Genomic DNA, 24,798 nt, shown 5'->3' on the forward strand with positions numbered 1-24,798 from the left:
AGACATGCAGTATCCACCCGTCTTGTTGTGCGCTAATGCGAGACTCGTGTGAGTATACGACGCGTTATGCGTGGTGAAGCGTAGTTATCGATAAGTGGTCGAACCTTGTTGTCGCATGAACGTGACCGTATGGTGGATATGTGTTAGATCGCCGTCATTGCAAGGGATCGTGAGTGGATATGGCTGATCTTAAAACCGAGGTCACCGACTCGGAGAGTGGGCGGCCTACAGCCGGCAAGGTGTCATTGGCCGCACTTGTTGCTCTCGGTATCGGATCGATGATCGGAGGCGGGATATTCGGCCTGCCGCAGCAGATGGCCAGCGCCGCAGCGCCTGGGCCGCTCATCGTCGGATGGTTCGTGACAGGTGCCGGCATGCTCATGCTTGCCTTTGTCTACCAACGGCTGGCCATCAATCTGCCCGAGATCAACGCCGGTGTCTACGGTTACGCTCGTGCCGGCTTCGGCAATCTCGTTGGATTCTCCTCCGCCTGGGGGTACTGGCTGTCGGCCTGGATCGGTAATGTCGGCTACCTCGTGCTGCTCATGGCCTCGCTGGGTGTCTTCCTTCCAGGATTCGGCAACGGCAACACCGCGCTCGCCATCGGGGTGGCCTCGGTCATCATGTGGATGTTCCATGTCCTGATCCTGCGCGGCATCCGCGAGGCCGCCATCATCAACGCCGTGGTGACGATCGGCAAGGTTCTGCCGCTGGTCGTCTTCGTCCTCATCGGCCTGTTCGCTTTCAGGTTCGACATCTTCACTCACGACTTCTGGGGTGCCTCTGTCGGTACGGGGCTCGGTGCGGTTCTGACGCAGGTCAAGAGCATGATGTTGGTGACCGTGTGGGTGTTCATCGGTGTCGAGGGGGCCTCGGTGTTCTCCGAGCGCGCCAAGACTCGAGCTGACGTCGGCAGAGCGACGATTCTGGGCTTCGTCTCCGTTCTCGCTCTGCTCCTAGCCGTCAACATCCTGTCCTACGGCGTCATGCCACGCTCCGAGCTCGCCAAGCTGGGCGATCCCTCGCTCGCCGGAGTGCTTCAGACCGCCGTCGGCCCCTGGGGTGCGAAATTCATCGCCCTGGGACTCATCATCTCCCTGGTGGGTGCCCTGCTGTCCTGGTTCCTCATGCTGGCCGAGATCATGCGCGTGCCCGCCCAGGAGGGTCTCATGCCCTCGTTCCTGGGGCGTGAGAATGCCAGGGCCGTGCCCGCCAACGCGTTATGGCTGACGATGGGACTGGTTCAGATATTCCTCATCTGGACCTACTTCAACGCCTCGACCTACACCCGTCTCATCCACCTGGCCTCTTCTCTTATCCTGCTGCCCTATCTCCTGTCCGCTCTCTTCCAGGTCCTTTTTGCCATCAAAGACAGGTCCCGAACCGGGCTCTTCGATCTCGTTGTCGGCGTTCTAGGCTCGGTCTACGGGCTGTGGCTGCTCTATGCCGCCGGCCTGGTGTACCTCCTGTACACGGCCATCTTCTACCTGGTGGGCCTGCCCTTCTATATCTGGGCGCGTCGTGAGCAGAAGGCCAGGGTCTTCAATGCCGCTGAGTGGGGACTCGTCGTGCTCTTCGCCGCAATGGCTGTCTACGCCGTCTACGGGCTGGCCACCGGTGCACTGAGTCTGTGATCTCCTCTTCGTCATCACTGTTCCTTCTCAGTCGTAGGCGCGGCGGCAGTCGGCGTATGACGTGTCCGATCGATCGCGGCCCGGTCTGACGTCATGCACTCCACACCTGTGCGGCGTTCCACGCCATGTGTCAGCAACCTTCGCCACGTTAGACTCTCACCCGTTACGTACGGAGGGGAGTACTCCCAACCAACGGCGACGTCGTCATCACGGTGGCACAGGCACACACGATCCTGCGTTCCCGGCGTCGCGGCCAGAGCGGCACGAGCCTTGAGCGCCGGCGCTCGTGGCGGGAGGAGACCTCCGGTACCAGTTCCGTACCGGAGGAGAACACGTGGACGTCCACATCCTGGGCTGGATCGGCCTTGCGGCCATCATCCTGACCCTCATCGTGATCGACATCGTCGGTCACGTACGTACGCCGCACGAGCCCACCATGAGGGAGGCCGCCGTGTGGTCGGTGGCCTACATCGCCATGGCCCTGGTCTTCGGCGGCATCGTCTGGCTCGTGTGGGGCGGCGGGTTTGCCCAGGAGTACCTGGCCGGCTACATCACCGAGAAGGCGCTGAGCATCGACAACCTCTTCGTCTTCGTCATCATGATGTCCTCCTTCAAGGTGCCCCGGAAGTACCAGCAGGAGGTGCTGCTCGCGGGCATCGTCATCGCCCTCATTCTGCGGCTCATCTTCATCCTGGCCGGTGCCGCACTCATCGAGAACTTCTCCTGGGTGTTCTACTTCTTCGGCGCCTGGCTCCTGTGGACCGCCTTCTCCCAAGCGCGTGAGGGCGTTGAGGAGCCCGACGACGAGGACGATGAGTACCGGCCCAGCGGCTTCGTCAAGCTCATCGCCCGCGTCGTCCCCATGACCGACGGCTTCGTGGGCGGCAAGGTCATCCACCGCCACGCGGGGCGCACCATGATCACCCCCATGATGCTGTGCATCATCGCCATCGGCACCGCCGACGTCATGTTCGCCGTCGACTCCATTCCCGCGATCTACTCCCTGACCAGTGAGCCCTTCCTGGTCTTCTCCGCCAATGCCTTCTCCCTGCTGGGACTGCGTCAGCTCTACTTCCTCATCGACGGACTGCTCGACCGGCTCGTCTACCTCCACTACGGTCTGGCGGTCATCCTCGGCTTCATCGGCTTCAAGCTCATCGTTCACGCCCTGCACACCAACGAGGTCCCCTTCATCAACGGGGGGCAGGAGTGGCACGGCATCCCCGAGGCCTCGATCGGGGTCTCCTTGGCCGTCATCGTCACCACGATCACCATCACCATCATCGCCTCAGTCCTCAAGTCGCGAGCCGATGTCCGGCGGGCCGAGGTCACGTCCTGATCTCTCAGCCCTTGGGAGGAGGAGCGGCCTTCCACCACTCACTACCCTCTGAGCCGTGAGCACCACGAATCTCCCTGAGGCCCCGGTCACCGGCCTCAGTGCCGTCCAGGTCGCCGAGCGCGTCAGCGCCGGACGCACCAACGAGTACCGCGAGCGGACCTCACGCAGCGCCGCCCAGATCCTGCGGGCCAATGTCTTCACGATCTTCAACGGGATCCTTGGCGTTGCGCTGGTTCTCGTCCTGGCACTGGGGCACTGGGCGGACGCCCTGTTCGGATTCGTCCTGCTGCTCAACACCGCCACCGGCACCCTGGCGGAGATCCGAGCCAAGCGAGCCCTGGACCGCCTGGCCGTCCTGGAGACCCCCCGGGCCGTTGTCCTGCGGGATGGGGCCGAGAAGGAGGTCACCGTCGGTGAGGTCGTCATCGACGACGTCGTGCGTCTCAGTGCCGGCCAGCAGGTGCCTGCCGACGGGGAGGTCATCACCAGTGATGGCCTGGAGATCGACGAGTCGATCCTCACCGGGGAGTCCCGGCCCGTACGCCCTGAGAGCGGCGCCCAGGTCATGTCCGGGACCACCGTGACAGCCGGGACCGGGCTGTTCCGAACCACTGCCGTCGGCGGGGACGCCTACGCCCACCGGCTCGCCAGAGAGGCTCGCAGGTACTCACTCGTCGTCAGCGAGCTGCAGGCCGGGACCAACCGGGTGCTCCACTGGATCAGCTGGGCGATCGTGCCCGTGGCCCTGGTGCTGATGTGGTCCCAGCTGCGTCTGAGCGGGAGCATCAGTGAGGCCTGGAGCAGTGGCGCGTGGCGGCACGCGGTCGTCGCCGGGATCGCGGGCGTGGTCAGCATGGTGCCCCAGGGGCTGGTGCTTCTGACCTCCGTCAACTTCGCCACCGCCTCCCTGGCCCTGGCCAGGCGCAACGTCCTGGTCCAGGAGCTGCCCGCCGTCGAGGTCCTGGCCCGGGTCGACACCCTGTGCCTGGACAAGACCGGTACCATCACCACCGGCCGCATCCGCCTGGGTGAGATCCTGGGGGCCGACGGCGGCCAGGCGCCGCCCGATATGCTCTCAGCACTCGCCGTGCTCAGCACCGTGGGGGACGCCAATACTACCGCCGACGCCATCAGGGAGGGGCTCAGGGAGCCCGAGCATCTCGGTGAGCAGGGCATGAAGAAGGCGCTGACGGCGGCCGGAGAGGGGGATCCTGGCCGCATCGAGTCGGTTCCCTTCTCGTCGCGCCGTAAGTGGTCCGCGTTCAGTGACAACGCCTCTGAGACCACCTGGGTGCTCGGGGCCCCCGAGATCGTCCTGGCGAATCACAGCGAGCCGGTCCTGGAACGTGCTCGCCAGATCGCCGCTCGGGGAGTGCGCGTCGTCGCCCTGGCCCGCTCGAACTCGACCTGGACGCTGGCCCCGGGGGAGGACGAGCCGCAACTGCCTGAGAGTCTGGAGGCCGCCGGGATCATCGTCCTCATCGAGGAGATCCGCCCCGACGCCGAGGAGACCCTCGCCTATTTCCGTCTGCAGGGCGTGGAGGCCAAGGTCATCTCCGGCGACAGTCCCGAGACGGTGGCCGCCGTCGCCCGCCAAGCCGGAGTCACCGCACCCGACGGCGGCGAGCTCGTGGTCCTGGACGCGCGCACCCTCCCGGCGGGGTCGGGCAGCGGACAGGAGACGGACGAGGATCTGGAGCGCCTGGCCGACGCGGTGGAGGGGGCCAGTGTCCTGGGCCGGGTGACGCCCGAGCAGAAGCGGGCACTGGTGCGAGCGCTGAAGTCGCACGGTCACGTCGTCGCGATGACCGGGGACGGTGTCAACGACGCCCTGGCCCTCAAGGACGCCGACCTGGGGATCGCCATGGGCAACGGGGCACCGGCCACGAAGGCAGTGGCCCGTCTTGTGCTGCTCAAGGGGCAGTTCTCCGCCCTGCCCGGGGTCGTGGCCGAGGGGCGCCGCGTCATGGCCAATACCGAGCGCATCGCCTCCCTGTTCCTGGCCAAGACCATCTACGCCTCGCTCATCGCCGTGGTCGTGGCGGCCACGGCGGTCGCCTACCCCTTCCTGCCGCGCCAGCTCACCGTCGTCTCCTCGCTGACGATCGGGATCCCCGCCTTCGTCCTGGCCATGGCTCCGAGCTCGCAGCGCTACCGGAAAGGATTCCTGGGGAGGGTCCTCAGCCTGTGCGTGCCCGCAGGCATCATGGCGGGAACCGTCACCCTGGCCACCTACCTCTGGCTGACCCTCACTCACGCTCCCCGCGCCCAGGTGACGACGGCGACAACCCTGGTCCTCATCACGTGCGGGCTGTGGTTACTCACGCTCACCGCTCGGCCACTGACGAGCTGGCGGCTGGGACTCGTCGTGCTCATGGGGTCGATCGTGCTCCTGGGCGTCGTCGCACCACCGGTGCGCGCCTTCTTCCTCCTAGCCTGGCCCACCCCTGGGGTGTGGTGGGTCATCCTGCTCATGGCCTGTCTGGCCATCGTCGGAATCGAACTGGTTCACTTCGTACGGCGCCGGATCGTGCGAGATCGGAGCTAGGAGACGGCTACCTTGCCGCGACGAGGCGGAGCCAGCCGCTGCGGGGGTGGACGCTGACGTCCACGGTGACGAACCCGGCCTCGTAGGCGAGGCTGGTGAGGGTATCGCCGTCAGGGACGTTCATCCCCAGTCGCTCCGCCCACTGCCCTGCCGCCGACCGGTCGGCGTACTCGTTGGCGATCACCAGCCGTCCGCCATGACCCAGGACACGGTGGACCTCAATGAGGCCGGCCTGCAGGTCCGGCCAGAAGTAGGTGGTCTCAAAGGCCGTCGCCACGTCGAAGAGGCCATCACGGAAGGGCAGGTGATCAGCAGAGCCCTCTACGACCCGTAGGCGTCCGGAGAGGACAGAGGCGCGGTTGACGCGGCGGGTCGTCTCAACCGCCTCGGGGGAGTGGTCGATGCCGGCGACCTCGCGGCGAGTCTCCGCAAGAATCCGGGCAATGGCCCTACCACCCCCGCAGCCGACGTCCAGCACCTTGTCACTGGGCTGGATTCCCGCAGCCCGAAGCCCCCACCGGTGCAGGCGAGCGTGTCCGATGTTCATGCCGCGCAGAAGGAGACGTACTGTCAGGGACGAGGGACGGGAGAACTGGGACTCGGTCGGTGTGGTGGAGGATGTGGGGTGCTCGGAGGAAGACACGGCACCATGCTCACAGCCGAAACGGACGGGAGCAAGGTCCGTCAGCACAGTGTGGACCGTGCGGACGGTCATCAACAGTACGGACTGGCGGAGGAGCGGCTCAGGCCAGGACCCCGATGACCGGGTTCCACTCGCGCGGGAGGCGCTCGGTGATGTAGCCGGCCTGGTGGAAGGGGTCGTCCTCAAGCAGGGCCAGCGCGCCGGCCTCGTCGTCGGCCCGCACGACGATGAGGGCGTCGTGGGTGCCCACGTAGGGGCCGGCGGCCAGCAGCCTGCCCTCATCGGCCAGACGACCGTTGAATGCGCGGTGCGAGGGACGCACGGCGGCCATCTCCTCATCCTTGTCAGTGACGTAGCGGTACTCGACGGCGTAGATCTTGCTCATGGCCTCAGCATAGGGCTGGCAGTGCCAGCCGTGGCCCGAAACACAAACGCGTGGGTATTCTTCCGACGTCCTTTCCGGCATCGTTGCGATGAGACGTGTCGAACACGTGTGCGATCACGCGGTGCCGGCGACAAGCCCCTAGACTCGAATCCCGTGAACGACTCTCTCATCATCCGTGGGGCCCGCGAGCACAATCTCAAGGGCGTGGACCTGGACCTGCCACGAGACACGATGATCGTCTTCACCGGCCTGTCCGGCTCGGGCAAGTCCTCGCTCGCCTTCGACACGATCTTCGCCGAGGGGCAGCGCCGCTACGTGGAGTCCCTGTCCTCCTACGCCCGTCAGTTCCTGGGCCAGATGGACAAACCCGACGTCGAGCTCATCGAGGGCCTGAGCCCGGCTGTGTCCATCGACCAGAAGTCCACCTCGCGCAACCCCCGATCCACGGTGGGTACGGTGACGGAGGTCTACGACTACCTGCGCCTGCTCTACTCTCGCGCGGGCGTCCAGCACTGCCCCGTCTGCGACGCGGTCATCTCCTCCCAGACCCCGCAGCAGATCGTCGACCAGGTCCGCTCCCTGCCCGAGGGCACCCGCTTCCAGGTACTCGCCCCCGTGGTGCGGGGCCGCAAGGGCGAGTACTCCGAGCTCTTCACCGAGCTGCGCGGACGCGGTTTCAACCGGGTGCGCGTCGACGGCGCCTCCGAGCGCCTCGACACCCCACCGACGCTCAACAAGCGTCTCAAGCACGACATCGAGGTCATCGTCGACCGCCTCGTCGTACGTGACGGCATTCGTCAGCGCCTCACCGACTCGGTCGAGACGGCGCTCGGTCTGGCCGAGGGGCTGGTCATCATCGAGCAGGTCGACCTGCCTGACGATGATCCCGACAGGGAACGCCGCTACTCCGAGAAGCGCGCCTGTCCCAACGAGCACCCCCTGGCCCTCGACGAGATGGAGCCACGCACCTTCTCCTTCAACGCCCCCTACGGCGCCTGCCCCGCCTGCACGGGTATCGGGACTCGGCTCGAAGTGGACCCCGAGCTCGTCGTCCCCGATGAGGAGCGCACCCTGGCCGAGGGCGCCGTCGCCCCCTGGTCGAGCCACCAGAAGTACTTCACCCGTCAGCTCGAGGCCCTGGGCAAGGAGCTCTCCTTCGACGTCGACACCCCCTGGCGCGCACTGCCGGCGCGCGCCCGGGAGGCGATCCTGCGAGGCAAGGACTACGAGGTCAAGGTCACCTACCGCAACCGCTGGGGACGCGAACGCATCTACTCCACCGGATTCGAGGGCGTGCTCGACTACGTCATGCGCAAGCACGATGAGACCGAGTCCGACTGGTCCCGCGAGCGCTACCAGGCCTATATGCGCGAGATCCCCTGCCCCGTCTGCGACGGAGCCCGGCTCAAACCTGAGGTACTGGCCGTGCGTGTGGGCGGGCTCTCCATCGCCCAGCTGTGCGAGCTGCCCATCAGTGAGGCCCGAGACTTCCTCGCGGACCTCAACCTGACCGGCCAGGCCGCCCAGATCGCCGGCAGCGTCTTGACCGAGATCAACGCGCGCCTCGGCTTCCTGGTGGATGTGGGCCTGGACTACCTCAGCCTGGCCCGCGGTGCTGCCACGCTCTCCGGAGGCGAGGCCCAGCGCATCCGCCTGGCCACCCAGATCGGCTCAGGCCTGGTAGGCGTCCTCTACGTCCTGGACGAGCCCAGTATCGGCCTGCACCAGCGCGACAACACCCGCCTCATCGAGACCCTCCAGCGACTGCGGGACCTGGGCAACACACTCATCGTCGTCGAGCACGACGAGGACACCATCCGCTCGGCCGACTGGATCGTTGACATCGGCCCCGGAGCCGGCGAGCTGGGCGGTGAGGTCGTCTACTCCGGCGACGTCGCGGGCCTGGTTGGAGCCGAGGGATCCGTCACCGGCGACTACCTGGCCAGGCGGCGCCAGATCGAGATCCCCAGCGAGCGGCGCAAGCGGGACAAGAACCGCGAGGTCACCGTCGTCGGCGCCCGGGAGAACAACCTCAAGGACGTCACCGTTTCCTTCCCACTCGGCGTGCTGACCGCCGTGACGGGTGTGTCCGGCTCGGGCAAGTCCTCCCTGGTCAACTCCATCCTCTACCAGGTGCTCGCCAACCGGCTCAATCGTGCGCGTGGCGTGCCCGGAAGGCATAAGACGGTCCGAGGAGTCGACCACCTCGACAAGGTCGTCCACGTCGACCAGTCGCCGATCGGGCGCACCCCCAGGTCCAATCCCGCCACCTACACCGGGGTATGGGACCACATCCGCAAGATCTTCGCAGCCGTGCCCGAGTCGAAGGTCCGCGGATACGGGCCTGGGCGCTTCTCCTTCAACGTCAAGGGCGGGCGCTGCGAGTCCTGCAAGGGAGACGGCACGCTCAAGATCGAGATGAACTTCCTGCCCGACGTCTACGTGCCCTGCGAGGTCTGCCACGGCGCCCGATACAACCGGGAGACCCTGGAGATCCGCTACAAGGACAAGACGGTTGCCGATGTCCTGGACATGACCATCCACCAGGCCGCGGATTTCTTCTCGGCCTCCTCGGTCATCTCCCGCCACCTCAATACCCTGGTCGAGGTGGGGCTGGGATACGTGCGGCTGGGGCAGTCGGCCACCACGCTCTCCGGTGGTGAGGCCCAGCGCGTCAAGCTCGCCACCGAGCTCCAGCGTCGTTCCACCGGCAGGACCATCTATGTCCTCGATGAGCCGACCACCGGCTTGCACTTCGAGGACATCCGCAAGCTGCTCGGAGTGCTCCAGGGGCTGGTGGACAAGGGCAACTCCGTGGTGGTCATCGAGCACAACCTGGACGTCATCGCCAACTCCGACTGGGTCATCGATATGGGGCCCGAGGGCGGCAAGGGCGGAGGAACCGTCGTCGTCACCGGAACGCCGGAGAAGGTCGCGGCCACGGAGGCGTCCTACACCGGGCAGTTCCTGGCGCCGATGCTTGAGTCCGCCCGCCGCTAACGCTCTGTCCGCACGGATCAGGCTCAGGCGGGTGGCTCAAGGACAGTGGCCCGCTGTTCCCCGGCCTTCTGAGGGCCCTTCAGCGCTCTCAGCGCCGTCGCCGTGCTCACGACGCTGCTCCTGGGCGTAGCGGTTGTAGAGCAGTGAGAGGACGAAGCAGACGATGCCTGCGGCCGCGAGCGAGACGACTCGAACGATCGAGTTCTGCGAGGCCATGTCGATGCCGGCGAGCTTGAGCACGGACAGGAGCACCAAGGTGAGTCCATAGTGGCGCAGGATCGTCAGGCGCGCCTTGAACCCGAAGACGATGCAGGCTCCGCCGGTCAGCAGCACCAGCACCGACACGAGCACCGAGCCCGGTCCGATGCCGGTGGCCACGATGACCGAGAACCACATGAGCAAGGAGTCTCCGATCGCAAGGCTCAGGCACACCTCCGCGCGTCGTCCCCATGGAATCAGGAGCCATGTGGCGGTCGCACCCAGCCCCAGGGCGACAGCAACCAGGACCACCGTCCAGGTTGAGGAGGTCAGGTCCTCAGCCCACGACAGCGTCACGATGGCTGTGACGGTGACAAGCCCCGAGACGATCCAGGACGGTGCCGGCGCCCCAACCAACGAGCTGTGTGGGTCAGGCAGAGCTTCGCCCTGCGGGCCCACCCGGTAACGGGATCCCCGGCACTGACCGCTGAGCACTAGAAGAGGCGTGGCCCGGCTGGAGAAGGCCCCCAGGGCGATGAATGCGATCAGGATCAGACCTGTAACCATGTGGAGGGCCGCCCGGGCACTCTGGGAATGATCGTCCACAAGACCGCTTGCCAGTGTCGGAGTGAGAACTGAGAGGTTGAAGACGATTGCGGCCAGTGCCAGCCGCAGGGCCAGTACCCGAGGCTGTGTGCGTGACGGCGCAGCACTCGCTGCGGGGGCCGGCGTGCTTCGCGCGACTCGATCGCCGAGCCCCTCAGTCACGACCACCATGAGCACGGATATCGCAACGGAGCCAATGAGGGACAGGATCTCGCCTCGGGAGTACGCAGTTGCAGGAAGTGTGAGGATCGGTGCGGTACCGAGGAGGGCCAGGATCGGAGCCGGCTCCACTCGCCCATCCACGATCGCGGGGAGCAAGCAGAGCATCGCGGTGACGACGACGAAGAGATACACCCGGGGATCGTTGATGATCGTCATCCCGACGAGTGCGATGGGGAAGATCGACACCTCGTGTCCGATTGCCATGGCGCTGCGCCACCGGTCCGGACTGCGAGGCGCGAGAACCGCGAGCGCGGCTCCAGCCAGCAGCAGGAGCTGAAGGATGAAGGTCGCGATGACAGTGGAATGTGCCAGATCAAGGCTCATCTGCTTCGTCAGCAGGTTTGAGTACGCGATCAGAAGGACCAGGGCAGCCAGGCCCCAGTCCCAGCCTGCAGCCTTGATACCGATGCTCCACAGTCGCCTGCCGGCGTGCATCATCTGGCTGACCAGCAGCAGGCACAGGGCCAGAACGATACCGGTGCCGCCGACGGAGGAGACGCGCAGCATCGGGCTGATCGGAGCGAAGACAAGCGCCGCCACCGTTGCCACCACTGATGTCGTCGGGTACCAGGCAGCCAACCTCATCCGCTCCGTACCCCGCGACAGGGTTGCGCAGGTCAGAGCCAGGACTGCGACGTAGACGCTGATCATCAGCCACGTCACGATCGCTGTGCTCGGCTGATGAGTCACGTGGCTGAACGCGAAGCCGATGGTCATCAGGGCGCCGATGGTGGAGACGACCGCGGTGAACAGCACCCGCGTCAGGTGGGATACAACGAGGAGCACCAGTCCCCAGCAGGCCATGAGGACCAGAGCGGGCTCTGGGCTGAGCATCCCGTCCAGAAGGACGGCCCCAACGATGGAGACGAATCCGAGTCCGCCGCCGGTTCCCGTGATGGTCGCCGCAGCGACGCGGTAACGGGGCCGGCTGATTCCCAGGCGAGCACCGGCGGTCGTCATTGCCACCGCGATCAGGGCGAGAGTCAGGATCTTGACCGGGTCGGGAATGGAGTTCCACACGAGAGCCAGGAGGCTGACGCCTGCGGATAGGACAAGTACCGCGGCGGCGCCGGAGAGCAGATAGCGCCCGAGGTTGCCCTCCTGCGTCGCTCTGCGCGCCCAGCTGGGAAGCTCTCCGGCATCGGTGGCATGCACGTGACTCGTGTCAGCCACCAGCCCTTGATTCGGTTCACTGGCGCCGCCCCTGTTGGACGGGGCGGCTGCGTAGCCGGTTGATCCGGGGCTGGTCCAGGACTCGGAGTCGTGCTCGGACTGCACATGGCCGGCTGCCTCGTGGCGCCGGACCACAGGCTCCTCGGCGCTGGGCTCGCGGTGAGAGGCAGAGGCCTGGGCCGGAGCGGGCCGGGCGGCTTCTTCGTCCTGCGAGGTCCCGTCCTCGACGGTCTCAGCAAAAGGCCCGTCGAGCATCTCATAAGAAGTCTCGGCGTCGGATCCCGGCGCAGGGGTGCTCACCGGTGGCGTTGGCTTCGCCATGGTTGAGCCGTCGGTGGATAACGGCTCAGCGGCATCATCGTCGATGGCCACGAAGCTCTCAGCAGCCTCCGACAGGGAAGCCTGAGGAATGCTTCCATCTGCTGGGAGCTGCTCGCCTTCTGCCGACGTCGGGGCGGCGCTATAAGTCAGCCAGCTGACACGTTGCGCGACCCAGTCGACCTTCTTCTCGATGAGGTCCAGCCTCTGCAGGAGTAGCGCGACATTAGGACCCACGTTGGGTGGGATGGACATGACGGTTCTCCTAGTTGCTCGGTGCCCGAAGGCAAGCAGCTCGTCACTCGATCGGTTCAAACGAGAATAGGGGAGACACCGACGTCGGCAAAGGGAAAAAACTCCCCTGTGGATAACCTGCTGAACCTGCGAGGGACTGCCCACTGTCGAGCAAACGAACAGAGTCGAACAAACTGCCCCAAGAACGGTCAGGCTGGGTTAGGCTACATGTCATGAGCGAGAACGGACTCACTGCTGCCCAGCACAAAATGCGCGACGCGGGCGTCGCCGAGGAGGCCATCACGGTCTTCACGCACTACTACCAGTCCTTGGAGGCTGGAGCCACGGGGCTCATCCCCGAGGAGACCATTGAGCCACTCACGCAGATCGACTCCCTCTTCGACGTCGAGGTCAGTGAGGAGGAGGCTCGAGAGGCGCTGAGCAAGACGGTCCTCATCCGGCTCAACGGCGGCCTGGGAACCTCGATGGGCTTGGACCGCGCCAAGTCCCTCCTGCCGGTGCGTGACGGCAAGACCTTCCTCGACCTGCTGGTCGACCAGGTGACGGCAGCCCGTCGCCGCTACGGAGTGACTCTGCCGCTCATCCTCATGAACTCCTTCCGCACCCGGGAGGACTCCCTTGAGGCACTGGCCGGGCATCCCGAGATCCAGGTCGATGGCCTGCCTCTGGACTTCCTGCAGAACCGTGAGCCCAAGCTCCGCGCTGACGATCTGACTCCCGTGGAGTGGGAGGCCGACCCCGAGCTCGAGTGGTGCCCGCCGGGACATGGCGACATCTACACCGCTCTGCTGGCCTCCGGACTGCTGGACGCGCTGCTGGACAAGGGGTACCGGTACGCCATGACCGCCAACTCCGACAACCTCGGGGCAGCACCGTCGGCGAGGATCGCGGGCTGGTTCGCAGCCTCGGGCGCCCCCTACGCGCCGGAGATGTGTCGGCGTACGCCGGCTGACGTCAAGGGTGGGCACCTAGCGGTGCGAAAGAGCGACGGACGCATCATCCTGCGCGACACGGCCCAGACGCCGGAGGACCAGATGCACTACTTCACCGACCAGTTCCGCCACCCCTTCTTCCACACCAACAACCTGTGGTTCGACCTCAAGGTTCTGCGCGACACCCTGGCCGAGCGGGGCGGGATCCTCGGGCTGCCGCTCATCAAGAACAGCAAAACGGTTGATCCCGCCGACTCCTCGTCGACCCCGGTCATCCAGCTGGAAACCGCCATGGGGGCGGCGGTGGAGGCCTTCGAGGGGGCGACCGCCATTGAGGTGCCCCGTTCCCGCTTCCTGCCGGTCAAGACCACCAACGACCTGCTGCTGGTGCGTTCGGACGTCTACGAGGTTGACGACGACGGCCTGCTGCAGATGGTCCCGGAGCGGGCCTGCACCGTGAGTCTCGACCCGCGCTTCTACAAGAAGATCCAGGACTTCGAAACCCGGTTCCCGGGTGGTGTGCCCTCCATCCGCCATGCTGAGTCACTAACTGTGGAGGGTGACTGGACCTTCGGTTCCGGCGTCGTCGCCACCGGTGAGGCGCTCGTGAGCCAGGAGGGATCTCCCGGAAAGATCGCCGACGGCGCCCGGATCTGAGATGGATCGCAACGAGGTCAGCGGGACAGTCTCACTGGCTTGTTGATGCGCATGAGCTTGTCGGGGTTGCGGACGATGAGAACCTGCTGAACACCAGCCTCGGAAGCAACCAGGAAGACCACGAACTCTACGTTCTCGGAAATGCTGACCACGGCTGCGAGCTCCCCGTTGATCCACGCCGGTGCCACATCGAACTGCGGCGTCTTCGCGGCGACGCCGATAAGGAAGCGAGCCACGGACTCCGCGCCTCGGACGGGACGGCGTGCCGCCGAGGCTCGGCCTCCACCGTCGGACACGAGTACGGCGTCGGGAGCCAGCAGTCGTACGGTGGCCGCCAGGTCTCCCGAGCGAATGGCGCTGGTCAGCTCGGTCCACAGCTCGGGAGAGGGGCTGGCGCGTCGGTGTGCTCGTCCTTCTTGCAGCCGGGTGCGCGCACGGTGCACCAGCTGGCGCACGGCGGCGTCGGATGCATCGATGATGCGACCGGTCTCCGCCGACGACAGGGAGAAGACCTCTACCAGGAGGAATGCTGCGCGTTCGGCGGGGGAGAGGGTCTCCAGTACCATGAGCGTCGCCTGAGAGACCGTCTCCGCCAGGATCAGGTCGTCGGCCAGATCTGCCTCGGTGGCGACCGGCTCGGGAAGCCACGGTCCCAGGTAGGACTCCTTCCGGTTGGCCTCGGAGCGCAGCGCGTTGAGTGCCAGGCATGTGGCGATGCGGCACAGCAGTGCGCGCTCGTGCCGCACCGGTTCCTCGACGCGTTGGCGGCGCAGCCACGTCTCCTGCACGATGTCCTCGGCCTCTGCCGCGCTGCCGAGCATGCCGTAGGCCAGAGTGAACAGCACGGCACGGTGCTCCTCGAAATCGTGGTCGGATCCGTTGTCTGGGTATGGGGGCTGTTCGGAGGTACTCATTCGGCTGGTCCTCTCACGATGCGGTACGAGCCGGAGCGCTGGGCCTCTTCGATCAACCACTGAGTGGTGTGGTCCATGACCCAGTCCTTGACTCGCCGGGCCATTCTCCCTGTCAGGACAGGACCGTTGGGAACGTCGTCCGGATTTACGTGCTCGACGAGGCCGCGGTTGCGTCCCAGCGAGACGCAGCGCATGACATAACCGACCCCCGTGTTGGACGGTGGTGGGGTCTTCAGTACGTCGGAGATGAGGATGTCAGCGGCGACGGCTCCCAGAGACAGGGCTGAGGCGCAGCTGGGGCGCAGGTGTGGGGCCGGAGGTGCCGCGCAGTCGCCGACCGCGGTGATCCTGGGGTCGTCGGGGGAACGCAGGAACCTGTTGACCACGATGCGCCCGTCGGAAGAGGTCGATACTGGTGGATCGCACGGAACAGTGACCGGTGCAAAACCTGCGGTCCATATGGTGAGCATGCCGGGCTCGGGCTGGCACATATGGTTGTCGGTCACCGTGCAGCCCAGCTGACGCAGTTGGCGAGAGGCCTGCTTGCGGGCTCGTACGCCGAGGTGGGAGCCAACGGTGCCGGAGTCGACGATCTCAACATCGAATCCTTGCTCAGCAAGTTCCGCGGCGGTCTCGATCCCGGTGAGACCACCTCCGACGACGCGAATGCGCGTGTGCGAAGAGCCGACAAGTTCATCTCGAAGCGGCTGCAGATCGGCGATTCCGGAGATCGGCAGGGCTCCAGCAGGTGCTCGGCTGGTGCTGCCGGTCGCCAAGACGACCTGATCGAAGGGAATGGGATCGCCGTCGGAAAGATGGACGACACCCCGTTTGCGATCGATGCTCGTCGCGCGGCCGATGACAACGTCGACGGTCGGGTTGAGCAGCTCGGACAAGGGCCGGATCGGGTCTTCCTCCGCGCGAAGAGCCTCATGAAGACGAATGCGCTCGACAAGGTGCGCCGAGGCACTGATGAGGCGAACACGTGTAAGGGCGGTGGCCTTTGGGTGAGAAGCGATCCGGTTGGCTGCCATGATCCCGGCGTACCCGGCCCCGATGATGACGATGGTGGTGCGATGCGTTGGACTCATACCCATCAGACACATCGGCGCACCGAATCGTGACGGTCGAGCAGAGACTGTGACGGCATCCATATTGAGGGGCCGATTCTGGGTGCGCGTCTGCTGCTGAGCGGGGTGATGCGAAAGTACCCGCCCATGGGGCGGGTACCGTCAACCTGGTGCCAGGATACTGCGGTGGGCGATACTGGAATCGAACCAGTGACCTCCTCGGTGTGAACGAGGCGCTCTAACCCCTGAGCCAATCGCCCGATGCGGCGCTAACCTTAGCCAGCCCAGTACCCCCGGGGCAAATGCCGGCTCGGTGAGGTGAATCACCGCGGTGCTGTTTGCCTGTCGGCGCGACCGTGATGCTATGGTTTTCCAGCACCGAGCGGTTCGGACGAGCCGTTGGTTACTACGCGGATGTGGCTCAGTTGGTAGAGCATCACCTTGCCAAGGTGAGGGTCGCGGGTTCGAGTCCCGTCATCCGCTCCGAGGAGCCGGGAGCGCCCAGCCCCAGCATTCTCATGGTGGGTTGGCCGAGAGGTTAGGCACCGGCCTGCAAAGCCGTTTACACCGGTTCGAATCCGGTACCCACCTCGGGCGATTGGCGCAGCGGGAGCGCGCTTCCCTGACACGGAAGAGGTCACTGGTTCGATCCCAGTATCGCCCACCAGACGGGCCCGGAGCATGCCGCTCCGGGCCTTTGTCACAGATCTGGACACCCGGCCTCACTTCTGACTCCCGGCGCTGCCCGCCTGGCTCCCCGTGGCGCCGGCTTGGCTCCTGGTGGTGCTCGATCAGCGGGCCGCTTCCTGCCGGGACCCCTTCAGGCCGGCTACTGCACGAGGGTGGGGTTTTCCGGTAAGACGAACAGCGACTCCCACCCCGGGCAACCCACCCCACTTAAGCCTCAGACGCCATGCCGCCCGAACCCCTCAGAAGTCATGAGACAACACAGTGGTGGCTGTTTACCCGGTCAGTCCCAGGCGCTCAAAGGCCTTGGCCAGGCCGTCGGCCTCGACGTCGTCGGTCACCAGGTCGGCTGCTTCCTTGACCGCCGGCGAGCCGTTACCCATCGCCACCCCCGTCCCGCAGTACTCCAGCATCTCGACGTCGACGGCCGCATCACCGAAAGCCACCGCATCCCGCCGGGCAGCGCCACGGTGGGTCAGTAGCGCATCAATGGCGTGCCGTTTGGATACGCCCGTGCAGCTCACGTCCCCGAAGAGCGGCTCGTGGCCACTGCCACCCCAGGAGCCGACGACCAGGTCAGGGAGCTCGCGACGAGCCGCCGCCAGATCGTCCTCAGGAGAGGCCAGCAGAAAGCTGATCTTGTTGACGTCATCGCCTACCAACTCGTCAGTGAAGACCATGCCCGGCAAGACGCCGTCGACCTCCATGCTGCTGGCGCCAGCCGCACCCTTGCTAATGGGGTAGGCACGGATCGCTGGCCTGGCCGCGTCACGAAATGCGGGAGAGGCGTACAGGCCCGAGTTCGTCTCCAGATAGGGCTCCAGGCCTCGACGCCTGAGCCACGACACCGCCTGCTCGCACTGGGCAGCCGACAGGTGCTGGTCCAGGAGGACCTCGCCGTCGTCCTCCACGTAGGCGCCGTTCCCGCCGATCATCCCGTCCAACCCGATCGCCCAGATCGCCTCCGGCATCTCTGCGCGGGAGCGCCCCGTGCACGCGTAGACCCGGTGGCCGGCTCTTCTGGCCTCTCTGATCGCCCAGGCCGCGGAGTCCGGCAGGACGTTCTCATACGTGACGAGCGTTCCATCAACGTCAAGGAACACTGTGCGGATACCGGTGGTGGGGACGACTGCGCTGCTCATAGGACGCCTCTTCGCGAACGCCTCAGCCACGGGCGGCGCGCTCGGCTCGACCGGCATGGCCTCGGGGCGTGTCGTGGACAAAGATGGTTGGCGTCTACCCTAGCGGGCATGGCCGACCCCTCGACGTACCGTCCCGCCCCGGGCGAGATCCCCACGTCTCCGGGCGTCTACCGGTTCCTGGACGGGCAGGGTCGCGTCGTCTACGTCGGCAAGGCCAAGAATCTGCGTCAGCGCCTGTCCAGCTACTTCCAGGACCTCGCCGCCTTGCACCCGCGCACCCAGAAGATGGTGACCACCGCCTGCGCCGTGGAGTGGACGGTGGTATCCACCGAGGTGGAGTCCTTGGCCCTGGAGTACTCCTGGATCAAGGAGTTCAACCCCCGCTTCAACGTCATGTACAAGGACGACAAGTCCTACCCCTACCTGGCGGTGACGATGGGGGAGACCTACCCCCGGGTCCAGGTGGTCCGCGGGGCCCGCAAGCCCGCCACCCGCTACTTCGGCCCCTTCGTCCAGGCCTGGTCCATCCGCGAGACCGTCGACCAGCTGCTGCGCGTCTTCCCGGTGCGTTCCTGCTCGACCGGTGTCTTCCGCCGCGCCCAGGCCTCGGGGCGCCCCTGTTTGCTGGGCTACATCGACAAGTGCTCGGCGCCATGCGTGGGGCGCATCAGCCCGGAGGACCACCGGGTGCTGGCTGAGGACTTCTGCGCCTTCATGGCCGGCCGGACCGGCCCCTACCTGCGGCAGGTTGAGTCCGAGATGAAGGCGGCCGCCGCCGCCCTCGACTTCGAGAAGGCCGCACGCCTGCGGGACGATGCCGCCGCGCTGCGCAAGGTCATCGAGGGCAACGCCGTCGTCCTGCCCGACGCCACCGACGCCGACGTCTTCGCCCTGGTCCGCGACGAGCTCGAGGCCGCGGTCCAGGTCTTTCACGTGCGCGGCGGCCGGGTGCGTGGGCAGCGCGGCTGGGTCGTGGACCTCATTGACGACGCCGGAGACGCCGAGCTCATCGAGCGTCTTCTCGAGCAGGTCTACGCCTCCCTCCTCGATCCGGCCGACGACGGGGCCGTCCACCAGAGCGGAGCCCCCACCTCCTCGGGCACCACCACTTCCGTCGGTGTGAGCGACCGCGCGCCCTCCAGCCCGCAGCCCCGTAGCGGACCGAACGGCTCCAGCGGCGACTCCTCGAGGCGCAACGGCGAGTCGGCTGCCACCAGCGTCGACGACGTCGCCCACGCGGCCACCACCGCGGTGCCCCGAGAGATCCTGGTCCCTGAGATGCCCAGCAATGCCGCCACGGTACGCGCCTGGCTGAGCGGACTGCGTGGAGGAAAGGTCGACCTGCGCGTTCCGCGGCGCGGTGACAAGGCCGCTCTCATGGACACGGTGCGCAAGAACGCCGCCGAGGCCCTGCGCCTGCACAAGACTCGCCGAGCCGGAGATCTCACCCAACGCACGCTCGCTCTTGACGAGCTCGCCGAGGCCATCGATCTTCCCGAGGCACCCTTGCGCATCGAGTGCTACGACATCTCCCACACTCAGGGGACCTACCAGGTCGGCTCCATGGTGGTCTTCGAGGACGGTGCGCCCCGCAAGTCCGACTACCGCCGCTTCACCGTTCGCGGCCAGGACGGTACCGGTACCGCCGACGACACCGCCGCCATGCACGAGGTCCTCACCCGGCGGTTCAAACGACTCATCGCCGAGCGGGGCCAGGGGGAGGAAGCAGCTCGAGTAGCCGAGGAGATCGAGGACGCCGAGGGCGTTGCCGTCGCTTCTGGACCCATCGACCCTGAGACCGGGCGGGCCCGGCGCTTCTCCTACGCCCCCGGACTCGTCGTCGTCGACGGCGGCCTGCCGCAGGTCAACGCCGCCCGCACCGTCCTCGATGAACTCGGTATCGACGTACCGCTCATCGGACTGGCCAAGCGCCTGGAGGAGGTGTGGGTTCCCGGGGAGGAGTTCCCCGTCGTTCTCCCGCGCACCTCCCCGGCGCTCTACCTGCTTCAGCACCTGCGCGACGAGTCCCATCGCTTCGCCATCACCCACCACCGTAGGAAGCGCTCGGCCGGCATGACCCGCTCCGTTCTTGACGGTATCCCCGGTCTGGGACCAGCCCGCCAGGCTGCCCTCCTACGGGAGTTCGGCTCCGTCAAACGCATCCGGCAAGCTGATGTGGACGACATCACCCGTGTCAAGGGCATTGGGCCGGCTCTGGCGGGTAGTATTTTGGCTCACCTCAACAGTCCAGATAATGAACAGTAGTGTGATTTCACAACGTGCTGGACTGAGCAGTCATCGACTCGAAAGGAAGCTTGTATGAAGATCTCTGCACGCAACCAGCTGCCCGGCACTGTCGTCTCCATTGAGAAGGGGGCCGTCAACGGCGTCGTCAAGATCGAGATCGCTCCCGGCGTCATCATCACCTCCTCCATCACCAACGCGGCTATCGAGGAGCTCGAGCTGGCAGAGGGTAAGAAGGCGGTTGCCGTCGTCAAGGCGTCCTCCGTCATGCTGGGCCTCCAGGACTGAGACAGGTCTCAACGGGCCGAATACCTGAGCCGAGCCCGGCGCCGGTCCCCGTGCCATGGGCCGTCGTCGTTCCCCACCCGGGAGCCGGATGGCCCGTGGCACAATCGGTTCGTGGAGATACTGCGGGTGCTCAACAACAACGTCGTGCTGGCGCGCGACGAGATCGGGCGCGAGGCGATCCTGACCGGTAGAGGTCTCGTTTTCCAGCGCAAGCGCGGCCAGGACGTCGACACCTCCCTCATCTCCCGCCGCTACATCCCGGCCGACAACGCCCGGTCGGTGGCGGAGGTCATCGCCGGGATCCCGCTGGAGCGCCTGGCACTCGCCGAACGCGTCTTCCGCAAAGCTGCCCGGGAGCTGGGAGCGGATGTTCCCTCCTCGAGCGTCATTGCCGTCGTCGATCACGTCAACCAGGCCATGGAGCGGGTCCGCCAAGGGCTGACCATGGACTATCCGCTGCGCGCCGAGGTCGCCCATCTGCACCCCGAGGAGCTGCGGCTGGCCGAGGCCATGGTTGCGGAGCTCAACGCCGCGCAGGAGATCCAGCTACCGGGTGGAGAAGCCGTGGCCCTGGCCCTTCACCTCTTCACCCCCTTCACCTCTTCACCGCCGCCATTGGCGCCCCCTCGGCTCAGGCTGCAGGCGAGCAGTCGCGACTCATCGGTCAGGTCATGGAGCTGCTGGAGAAGACCTACGGGGAGGCGTTCGACCCGGACTCCGTCAACGCCGCTCGCTTCGCGGTCCACCTGCGCTACTTCCTGGTGCGCGCACGCACCGCGGTACAGATCGAGGACGGCACCGCCTCCCTGGTGGCCCAGGCTCTGCGCAGCTCCGCCCCTGACTCCTACCGGGTGGCTCTGCGCATCCGGGACCTGATGGAGATCCGCCTGGGCGTCGCCGTCACCGAGGACGAGACTGCCTATCTCGCCCTGCACATCGCCCGGTTGATCTCCTCCCTCCCTCGGACTATCCGAAGTGACGCGTAACACAGAACGCTGCCTTGTTCGCTGATCTGATCGTTCATATCATTCGTCACAGAATCCGTTGAGGGATTCACAGGATTGTGACCCGTCCGGGGCAAGACCTGAGACACGTCAGCGTTAAAGCGCTGCCATTGTCTCGGGTCTTTTTTGTTCCCCGGAAGCGGTCACTCACTCAGGAGGACATCAATGGCGAAGGTCGACTATGCGGCGCTGGCGCCGCAGCTGCTGAATAATATCGGAGGCGAGGAGAACATCTCCTCCATGACACACTGCGCAACCCGCATGCGATTCGTTCTCAAGGACGAGTCCAAGGCCTCGACCGAGGCTGTTAAAGCACTCGATGGCGTCGTCACCGTGGTGCAGGCCGGAGGCCAGTACCAGGTGGTCATCGGTAACGATGTACCACTGCTCCACGAGGAGCTGGGCAGGCTCACCGACCTGACTGGCAGTGACGATGAACCGACCGGAAACGACGGCAGTCTGTTCGACCGGTTCATCAAGATGGTCTCGGCCCTCATCAACCCGGTGGTATGGACGCTCGCAGGAGCGGGACTGATCAAGGCCTTCCTCACCCTGACAACCACGCTGGGATGGTTGAAGGAGGACTCCACCACCCATACGATCCTCAACGCCGCAGGCGACTCGGCTCTGTACTTCCTGCCGATCCTGCTGGCCATCACCTCAGCGCGTTATTTCAAGGCCAACGAAATGACGGCCGTCGCCCTGGCCGGAGCCCTGGTGTATCCCGAGATCGTCGCCCTCAACGACGCCGGCAGTCCGGTCACCTTCTTCGGTATCCCGGTGGTCATGGCGTCCTATACGTCCTCTCTCGTTCCGATCATTGTGGCCGTATGGTTCCAGTCCCATCTACAGAGCTGGCTGACCACGATCCTTCCCTCATCCATCCGCAACTTCTCAGTTCCGTTGCTCGTGCTGCTCATCATGGTTCCCCTGACCCTTATCACCGTCGGCCCGGTGACGACCGCGGCGTCGAACGTCATCGCCTCATTGATGAACGCGCTTTTCGAGCACGCGCCCTGGGTGGCGGGGGCCGTCATGGGCGCCTTCTGGCAGGTGTTTGTCATGTTCGGCGTGCACTGGGGACTGGTGCCGGTCATGCTCGCCCAGTACAACGACCCGGGCTTCTCCCTCATGGTGGGACCGATCTTCCCCGCCGTTCTGGCCCAGGCGGCCGCGACCCTCGGTGTCATGATCCGTACGCGCAGCAAGAAGATGCGGGAGCTGGCCGGACCTGCCTCGCTGTCCGGGTTCCTGGCCGGCATCACCGAACCCGGGATCTACGGTGTCAACCTGCCTCTCAAACGTCCCTTCCTCTACGGCTGCATCGGCGGTGCCGTGGGTGGCGTCATCGTCGCAGCAGGAAACGGTGCCTCCACCTCCTTCGTCTTCCCCTCCCTCATTGGTATCCCTGCGCTGATCGACCACGGAAACCTCGTCCTGGTCTTCATCGGCATGGCGGTCGCCGTCGTCGTCTCCCTGGCCCTCACCCTCTTCGTTGGGTTTAAGGACCCGGTCGAGGAGGAATCCTCCCCGGCCGCCTCCTCGGATAACGACGCCGAGCCCACCACTGCGCTCACCGCACCGATGAGCGGATCCGCCATGCCGTTGGAGAACGTCGCCGACCCGGTCTTCTCCTCCGGCGCCCTCGGCAACGGCGTCGGCATCGTTCCCTCCGACGGTCACGTCGTCGCGCCGGCATCGGGCACCGTCGTCACCGCCATGGAGTCCGGCCACGCCTACGGCATCAAGACCGACGACGGCGTCGAGGTCCTCATCCACGTCGGCCTGGACACCGTCAATCTCAAGGGCGAGGGATTCACCCCCAACGTGAGTGCCGGTGAGCGAGTCGTGCGCGGCGAGCCTCTGGTAGACGTGGATCTCAAAGCCGTTCGTGATGCCGGCTACGACCCCACCACGATCCTCGTCGTCACCAACACCGCCTCACTGGGCGCCGTCGTGCCGATCGTTGACGGCGAGGTGACGACCAGCAGCACCGTGGTTGAGATCGACCGCTGAACCGATCACCCACCCGATCACCACCTTCCCCAACGACTAGCAACCGAGCAAAGACACAGGAGATCACCTATGGCCGCCACGTCCACTACTCCCGAGAGCACTCTGCGCTTCCCCGATGGCTTCCTGTGGGGCGGTGCCACCGCCGCCAACCAGATCGAGGGCGCCTACGACGAGGGCGGTAAGGGCCTGTCCGTCCAGGACGTCATGCCCCGAGGCATCATGGCTCCGCCCACCCAGGCCCCCACGCCGGACAACCTCAAGCTCGAGGCGATCGACTTCTACCACCGCTACGCCGAGGACATCGCCCTGTTCGCGGAGATGGGCTTCAAGGTCTTCCGCTTCTCCATCGCCTGGAGTCGGATCTTCCCGCTCGGTGATGAGACCGAGCCCAACGAGGAGGGGCTGGCCTTCTACGACCGGGTTCTCGACGAGCTCGAGAAGCACGGGATCGAGCCGCTGGTCACCATCAGCCACTACGAGCCCCCACTGCACCTGGCCCGTACCTATGACGGTTGGACCGACCGCCGCCTCATCGGCTTCTTCGAGCGCTACGCCCGCACCCTGTTCGAGCGCTACGGCGAGCGGGTGAGGTACTGGCTCACCTTCAACGAGATCAACTCGGTGCTCCACGAGCCCTTCCTGTCCGGAGGTATCGCCACCCCCAAGGCCGAGCTCAGCGAGCAGGACCTCTACCAGGCCATCCACCACGAGCTCGTCGCCTCCGCGGCCGCCACGAAGATCGCCCACGAGATCAACCCCAACATCCAGGTCGGCTGCATGATCCTGGCCGTACCCACCTACCCGCTCACCCCCGATCCCCGTGACGTGTGGGCCGCCAAGCAGGCCGAGCGCGCCAACTACGCCTTCGGGGACCTCCATGTGCGCGGCGAGTACCCCGGCTACCTGCTGCGTACCCTGCGGGACAAGGGCATCGAGCTGGAGGTCACTGAGGAGGACCGCGCGCTGCTGCGGGAGCACACCGTCGACTTCGTGTCCTTCTCCTACTACATGTCTGTGTGCGAGACCGTCACCCAGTCGGCCGAGGCCGGCGAGGGCAACCTCATGGGTGGGGTTCCCAACCCCACTCTCGAGGCCTCCGAGTGGGGCTGGCAGATCGACCCGGCGGGCCTGCGCACCATCCTGAACGACTACTGGGACCGCTGGGGCAAGCCCCTGTTCATCGTCGAGAACGGCCTGGGGGCCAAGGACATCCTCGTGGAGGGAAGTGACGGCCCCACCGTCGAGGACGACTACCGCATCGCCTACATGAACGACCACCTGGTCCAGGTCGCCGAGGCCATCGCCGACGGCGTCCAGGTCCTGGGGTACACCTCCTGGGGCTGCATCGACCTGGTCTCGGCCTCCACCGCCCAGATGTCCAAGCGCTACGGATTCATCTACGTGGACCGCGACGATGACGGCAACGGCACCCTGGCCCGCCACCGCAAGAAGTCCTTCGACTGGTACCGCGACGTCATCGCCTCCAACGGGGCCGCGCTCGCGCCTCCGGTGCAGAACTGACG

At 65.9% G+C, this 24,798-nt stretch carries 16 protein-coding genes, 4 tRNA genes and 1 pseudogene; 14 read left to right on the forward strand and 7 right to left on the reverse strand.

Annotated elements, in window-relative coordinates; genetic code table 11:
- Positions 1-179: 179 nt before the first annotated feature.
- From arcD to BQ8008_RS04310, 3 genes are all read left to right on the forward strand, one after another.
- Positions 180-1,634, forward strand: a complete 1,455-nt coding sequence (gene arcD / locus BQ8008_RS04300; protein WP_108832946.1) for an arginine-ornithine antiporter — start codon at positions 180-182, stop codon at positions 1,632-1,634.
- A 334-nt stretch (positions 1,635-1,968) separates the two neighbouring features.
- A complete protein-coding gene (locus BQ8008_RS04305) occupies positions 1,969-2,973 on the forward strand; it encodes a TerC family protein (RefSeq protein ID WP_108832947.1) in 1,005 nt (334 codons plus the stop codon).
- A gap of 55 nt (positions 2,974-3,028) precedes the next feature.
- On the forward strand, positions 3,029-5,521 hold the full coding sequence (locus tag BQ8008_RS04310; RefSeq protein WP_108832948.1) for an HAD-IC family P-type ATPase: 2,493 nt from the start codon (positions 3,029-3,031) through the stop codon (positions 5,519-5,521).
- 7 nt (positions 5,522-5,528) lie between these two features.
- On the opposite strand, the gene BQ8008_RS04315 is transcribed toward BQ8008_RS04310, so the two are convergent.
- Both BQ8008_RS04315 and BQ8008_RS04320 read right to left on the reverse strand, forming a co-directional pair.
- On the reverse strand, positions 5,529-6,068 hold the full coding sequence (locus BQ8008_RS04315) for a class I SAM-dependent methyltransferase (RefSeq protein ID WP_234415447.1): 540 nt from the start codon (positions 6,066-6,068) through the stop codon (positions 5,529-5,531).
- Between the two features lie 196 nt (positions 6,069-6,264).
- Complete coding sequence (locus tag BQ8008_RS04320; RefSeq protein ID WP_108832950.1) at positions 6,265-6,549, reverse strand: YciI family protein; 285 nt, start codon at positions 6,547-6,549, stop codon at positions 6,265-6,267.
- Positions 6,550-6,702: 153 nt separating this feature from the next.
- Between BQ8008_RS04320 and uvrA the strand changes: the two genes are divergently transcribed.
- The gene (gene uvrA, locus BQ8008_RS04325) at positions 6,703-9,549 is read left to right on the forward strand and encodes an excinuclease ABC subunit UvrA (RefSeq protein ID WP_108834663.1); all 2,847 of its coding nucleotides are present in this window, start codon (positions 6,703-6,705) and stop codon (positions 9,547-9,549) included.
- A gap of 36 nt (positions 9,550-9,585) precedes the next feature.
- On the opposite strand, the gene BQ8008_RS04330 is transcribed toward uvrA, so the two are convergent.
- Positions 9,586-12,321, reverse strand: a complete 2,736-nt coding sequence (locus BQ8008_RS04330) for a DUF2339 domain-containing protein (protein WP_108832951.1) — start codon at positions 12,319-12,321, stop codon at positions 9,586-9,588.
- Positions 12,322-12,533: 212 nt separating this feature from the next.
- Here BQ8008_RS04330 and BQ8008_RS04335 point away from each other — a divergent pair, with 212 nt between their 5' ends.
- Positions 12,534-13,910, forward strand: a complete 1,377-nt coding sequence (locus BQ8008_RS04335; protein WP_108832952.1) for a UTP--glucose-1-phosphate uridylyltransferase — start codon at positions 12,534-12,536, stop codon at positions 13,908-13,910.
- Positions 13,911-13,927: 17 nt separating this feature from the next.
- On the opposite strand, the gene sigJ is transcribed toward BQ8008_RS04335, so the two are convergent.
- The 3 genes from sigJ to BQ8008_RS04350 form a co-directional block, all read right to left on the reverse strand.
- The gene (gene sigJ / locus BQ8008_RS04340; protein ID WP_108832953.1) at positions 13,928-14,824 is read right to left on the reverse strand and encodes an RNA polymerase sigma factor SigJ; all 897 of its coding nucleotides are present in this window, start codon (positions 14,822-14,824) and stop codon (positions 13,928-13,930) included.
- Complete coding sequence (locus BQ8008_RS04345; RefSeq protein WP_234415226.1) at positions 14,821-15,915, reverse strand: NAD(P)/FAD-dependent oxidoreductase; 1,095 nt, start codon at positions 15,913-15,915, stop codon at positions 14,821-14,823. Before BQ8008_RS04345 ends, sigJ begins: the two co-directional genes overlap by 4 nt.
- Before the next feature lie 166 nt (positions 15,916-16,081).
- Positions 16,082-16,154 (reverse strand) — tRNA-Val (locus BQ8008_RS04350).
- Positions 16,155-16,304: 150 nt separating this feature from the next.
- Between BQ8008_RS04350 and BQ8008_RS04355 the strand changes: the two genes are divergently transcribed.
- From BQ8008_RS04355 to BQ8008_RS04365, 3 genes are all read left to right on the forward strand, one after another.
- Positions 16,305-16,377, forward strand: a tRNA-Gly gene (locus BQ8008_RS04355).
- A gap of 37 nt (positions 16,378-16,414) precedes the next feature.
- Positions 16,415-16,485 (forward strand) — tRNA-Cys (locus BQ8008_RS04360).
- 1 nt (position 16,486) lies between these two features.
- A tRNA-Val gene (locus BQ8008_RS04365) sits at positions 16,487-16,561 on the forward strand.
- Positions 16,562-16,856: 295 nt separating this feature from the next.
- Here the strand turns inward: BQ8008_RS04365 and BQ8008_RS04370 are convergent.
- On the reverse strand, positions 16,857-17,723 hold the full coding sequence (locus tag BQ8008_RS04370; protein WP_108832955.1) for an HAD family hydrolase: 867 nt from the start codon (positions 17,721-17,723) through the stop codon (positions 16,857-16,859).
- Between the two features lie 108 nt (positions 17,724-17,831).
- Between BQ8008_RS04370 and uvrC the strand changes: the two genes are divergently transcribed.
- The 6 genes and pseudogenes from uvrC to BQ8008_RS04395 all read left to right on the forward strand — a co-directional run bounded on the left by uvrC (position 17,832) and on the right by BQ8008_RS04395 (position 24,796).
- Positions 17,832-19,988: an excinuclease ABC subunit UvrC gene (gene uvrC / locus BQ8008_RS04375; RefSeq protein ID WP_108832956.1), complete on the forward strand. Its 2,157-nt coding sequence runs from the start codon at positions 17,832-17,834 to the stop codon at positions 19,986-19,988.
- 54 nt (positions 19,989-20,042) lie between these two features.
- The gene (locus tag BQ8008_RS04380; RefSeq protein ID WP_108832957.1) at positions 20,043-20,255 is read left to right on the forward strand and encodes a TOBE domain-containing protein; all 213 of its coding nucleotides are present in this window, start codon (positions 20,043-20,045) and stop codon (positions 20,253-20,255) included.
- Positions 20,256-20,399: 144 nt separating this feature from the next.
- Positions 20,400-20,780 (forward strand): annotated as a pseudogene (locus tag BQ8008_RS13620) (CAT RNA binding domain-containing protein); the annotation flags it as partial.
- Between the two features lie 146 nt (positions 20,781-20,926).
- Complete coding sequence (locus BQ8008_RS13625; protein WP_234415227.1) at positions 20,927-21,241, forward strand: PRD domain-containing protein; 315 nt, start codon at positions 20,927-20,929, stop codon at positions 21,239-21,241.
- A gap of 183 nt (positions 21,242-21,424) precedes the next feature.
- Entirely contained in the window at positions 21,425-23,275 is a 1,851-nt protein-coding gene (locus BQ8008_RS04390) for a beta-glucoside-specific PTS transporter subunit IIABC (RefSeq protein WP_108832958.1), read from the forward strand.
- A 69-nt stretch (positions 23,276-23,344) separates the two neighbouring features.
- On the forward strand, positions 23,345-24,796 hold the full coding sequence (locus BQ8008_RS04395; RefSeq protein WP_108832959.1) for a glycoside hydrolase family 1 protein: 1,452 nt from the start codon (positions 23,345-23,347) through the stop codon (positions 24,794-24,796).
- Positions 24,797-24,798 lie beyond the last annotated feature (2 nt).

The sequence above is a fragment of the Actinomyces sp. Marseille-P3109 genome, assembly GCF_900323545.1.
GTDB lineage: Bacteria > Actinomycetota > Actinomycetes > Actinomycetales > Actinomycetaceae > Actinomyces.

Coding starts and splice junctions, on each gene's coding strand:
- BQ8008_RS04395 (WP_108832959.1), top strand. CDS start 23,345: ATGGCCGCCACGTCCACTACTCCCGAGAGCACTCTGCGCTTCCCCGAT.
- uvrC (WP_108832956.1), top strand. CDS start 17,832: ATGGCCGACCCCTCGACGTACCGTCCCGCCCCGGGCGAGATCCCCACG.
- BQ8008_RS04320 (WP_108832950.1), bottom strand. CDS start 6,549: ATGAGCAAGATCTACGCCGTCGAGTACCGCTACGTCACTGACAAGGAT.
- sigJ (WP_108832953.1), bottom strand. CDS start 14,824: ATGAGTACCTCCGAACAGCCCCCATACCCAGACAACGGATCCGACCAC.
- BQ8008_RS13625 (WP_234415227.1), top strand. CDS start 20,927: ATGGAGCTGCTGGAGAAGACCTACGGGGAGGCGTTCGACCCGGACTCC.
- BQ8008_RS04335 (WP_108832952.1), top strand. CDS start 12,534: ATGAGCGAGAACGGACTCACTGCTGCCCAGCACAAAATGCGCGACGCG.
- BQ8008_RS04330 (WP_108832951.1), bottom strand. CDS start 12,321: ATGTCCATCCCACCCAACGTGGGTCCTAATGTCGCGCTACTCCTGCAG.
- BQ8008_RS04370 (WP_108832955.1), bottom strand. CDS start 17,723: ATGAGCAGCGCAGTCGTCCCCACCACCGGTATCCGCACAGTGTTCCTT.
- BQ8008_RS04390 (WP_108832958.1), top strand. CDS start 21,425: ATGGCGAAGGTCGACTATGCGGCGCTGGCGCCGCAGCTGCTGAATAAT.
- arcD (WP_108832946.1), top strand. CDS start 180: ATGGCTGATCTTAAAACCGAGGTCACCGACTCGGAGAGTGGGCGGCCT.
- BQ8008_RS04315 (WP_234415447.1), bottom strand. CDS start 6,068: ATGAACATCGGACACGCTCGCCTGCACCGGTGGGGGCTTCGGGCTGCG.
- BQ8008_RS04380 (WP_108832957.1), top strand. CDS start 20,043: ATGAAGATCTCTGCACGCAACCAGCTGCCCGGCACTGTCGTCTCCATT.
- BQ8008_RS04345 (WP_234415226.1), bottom strand. CDS start 15,915: ATGAGTCCAACGCATCGCACCACCATCGTCATCATCGGGGCCGGGTAC.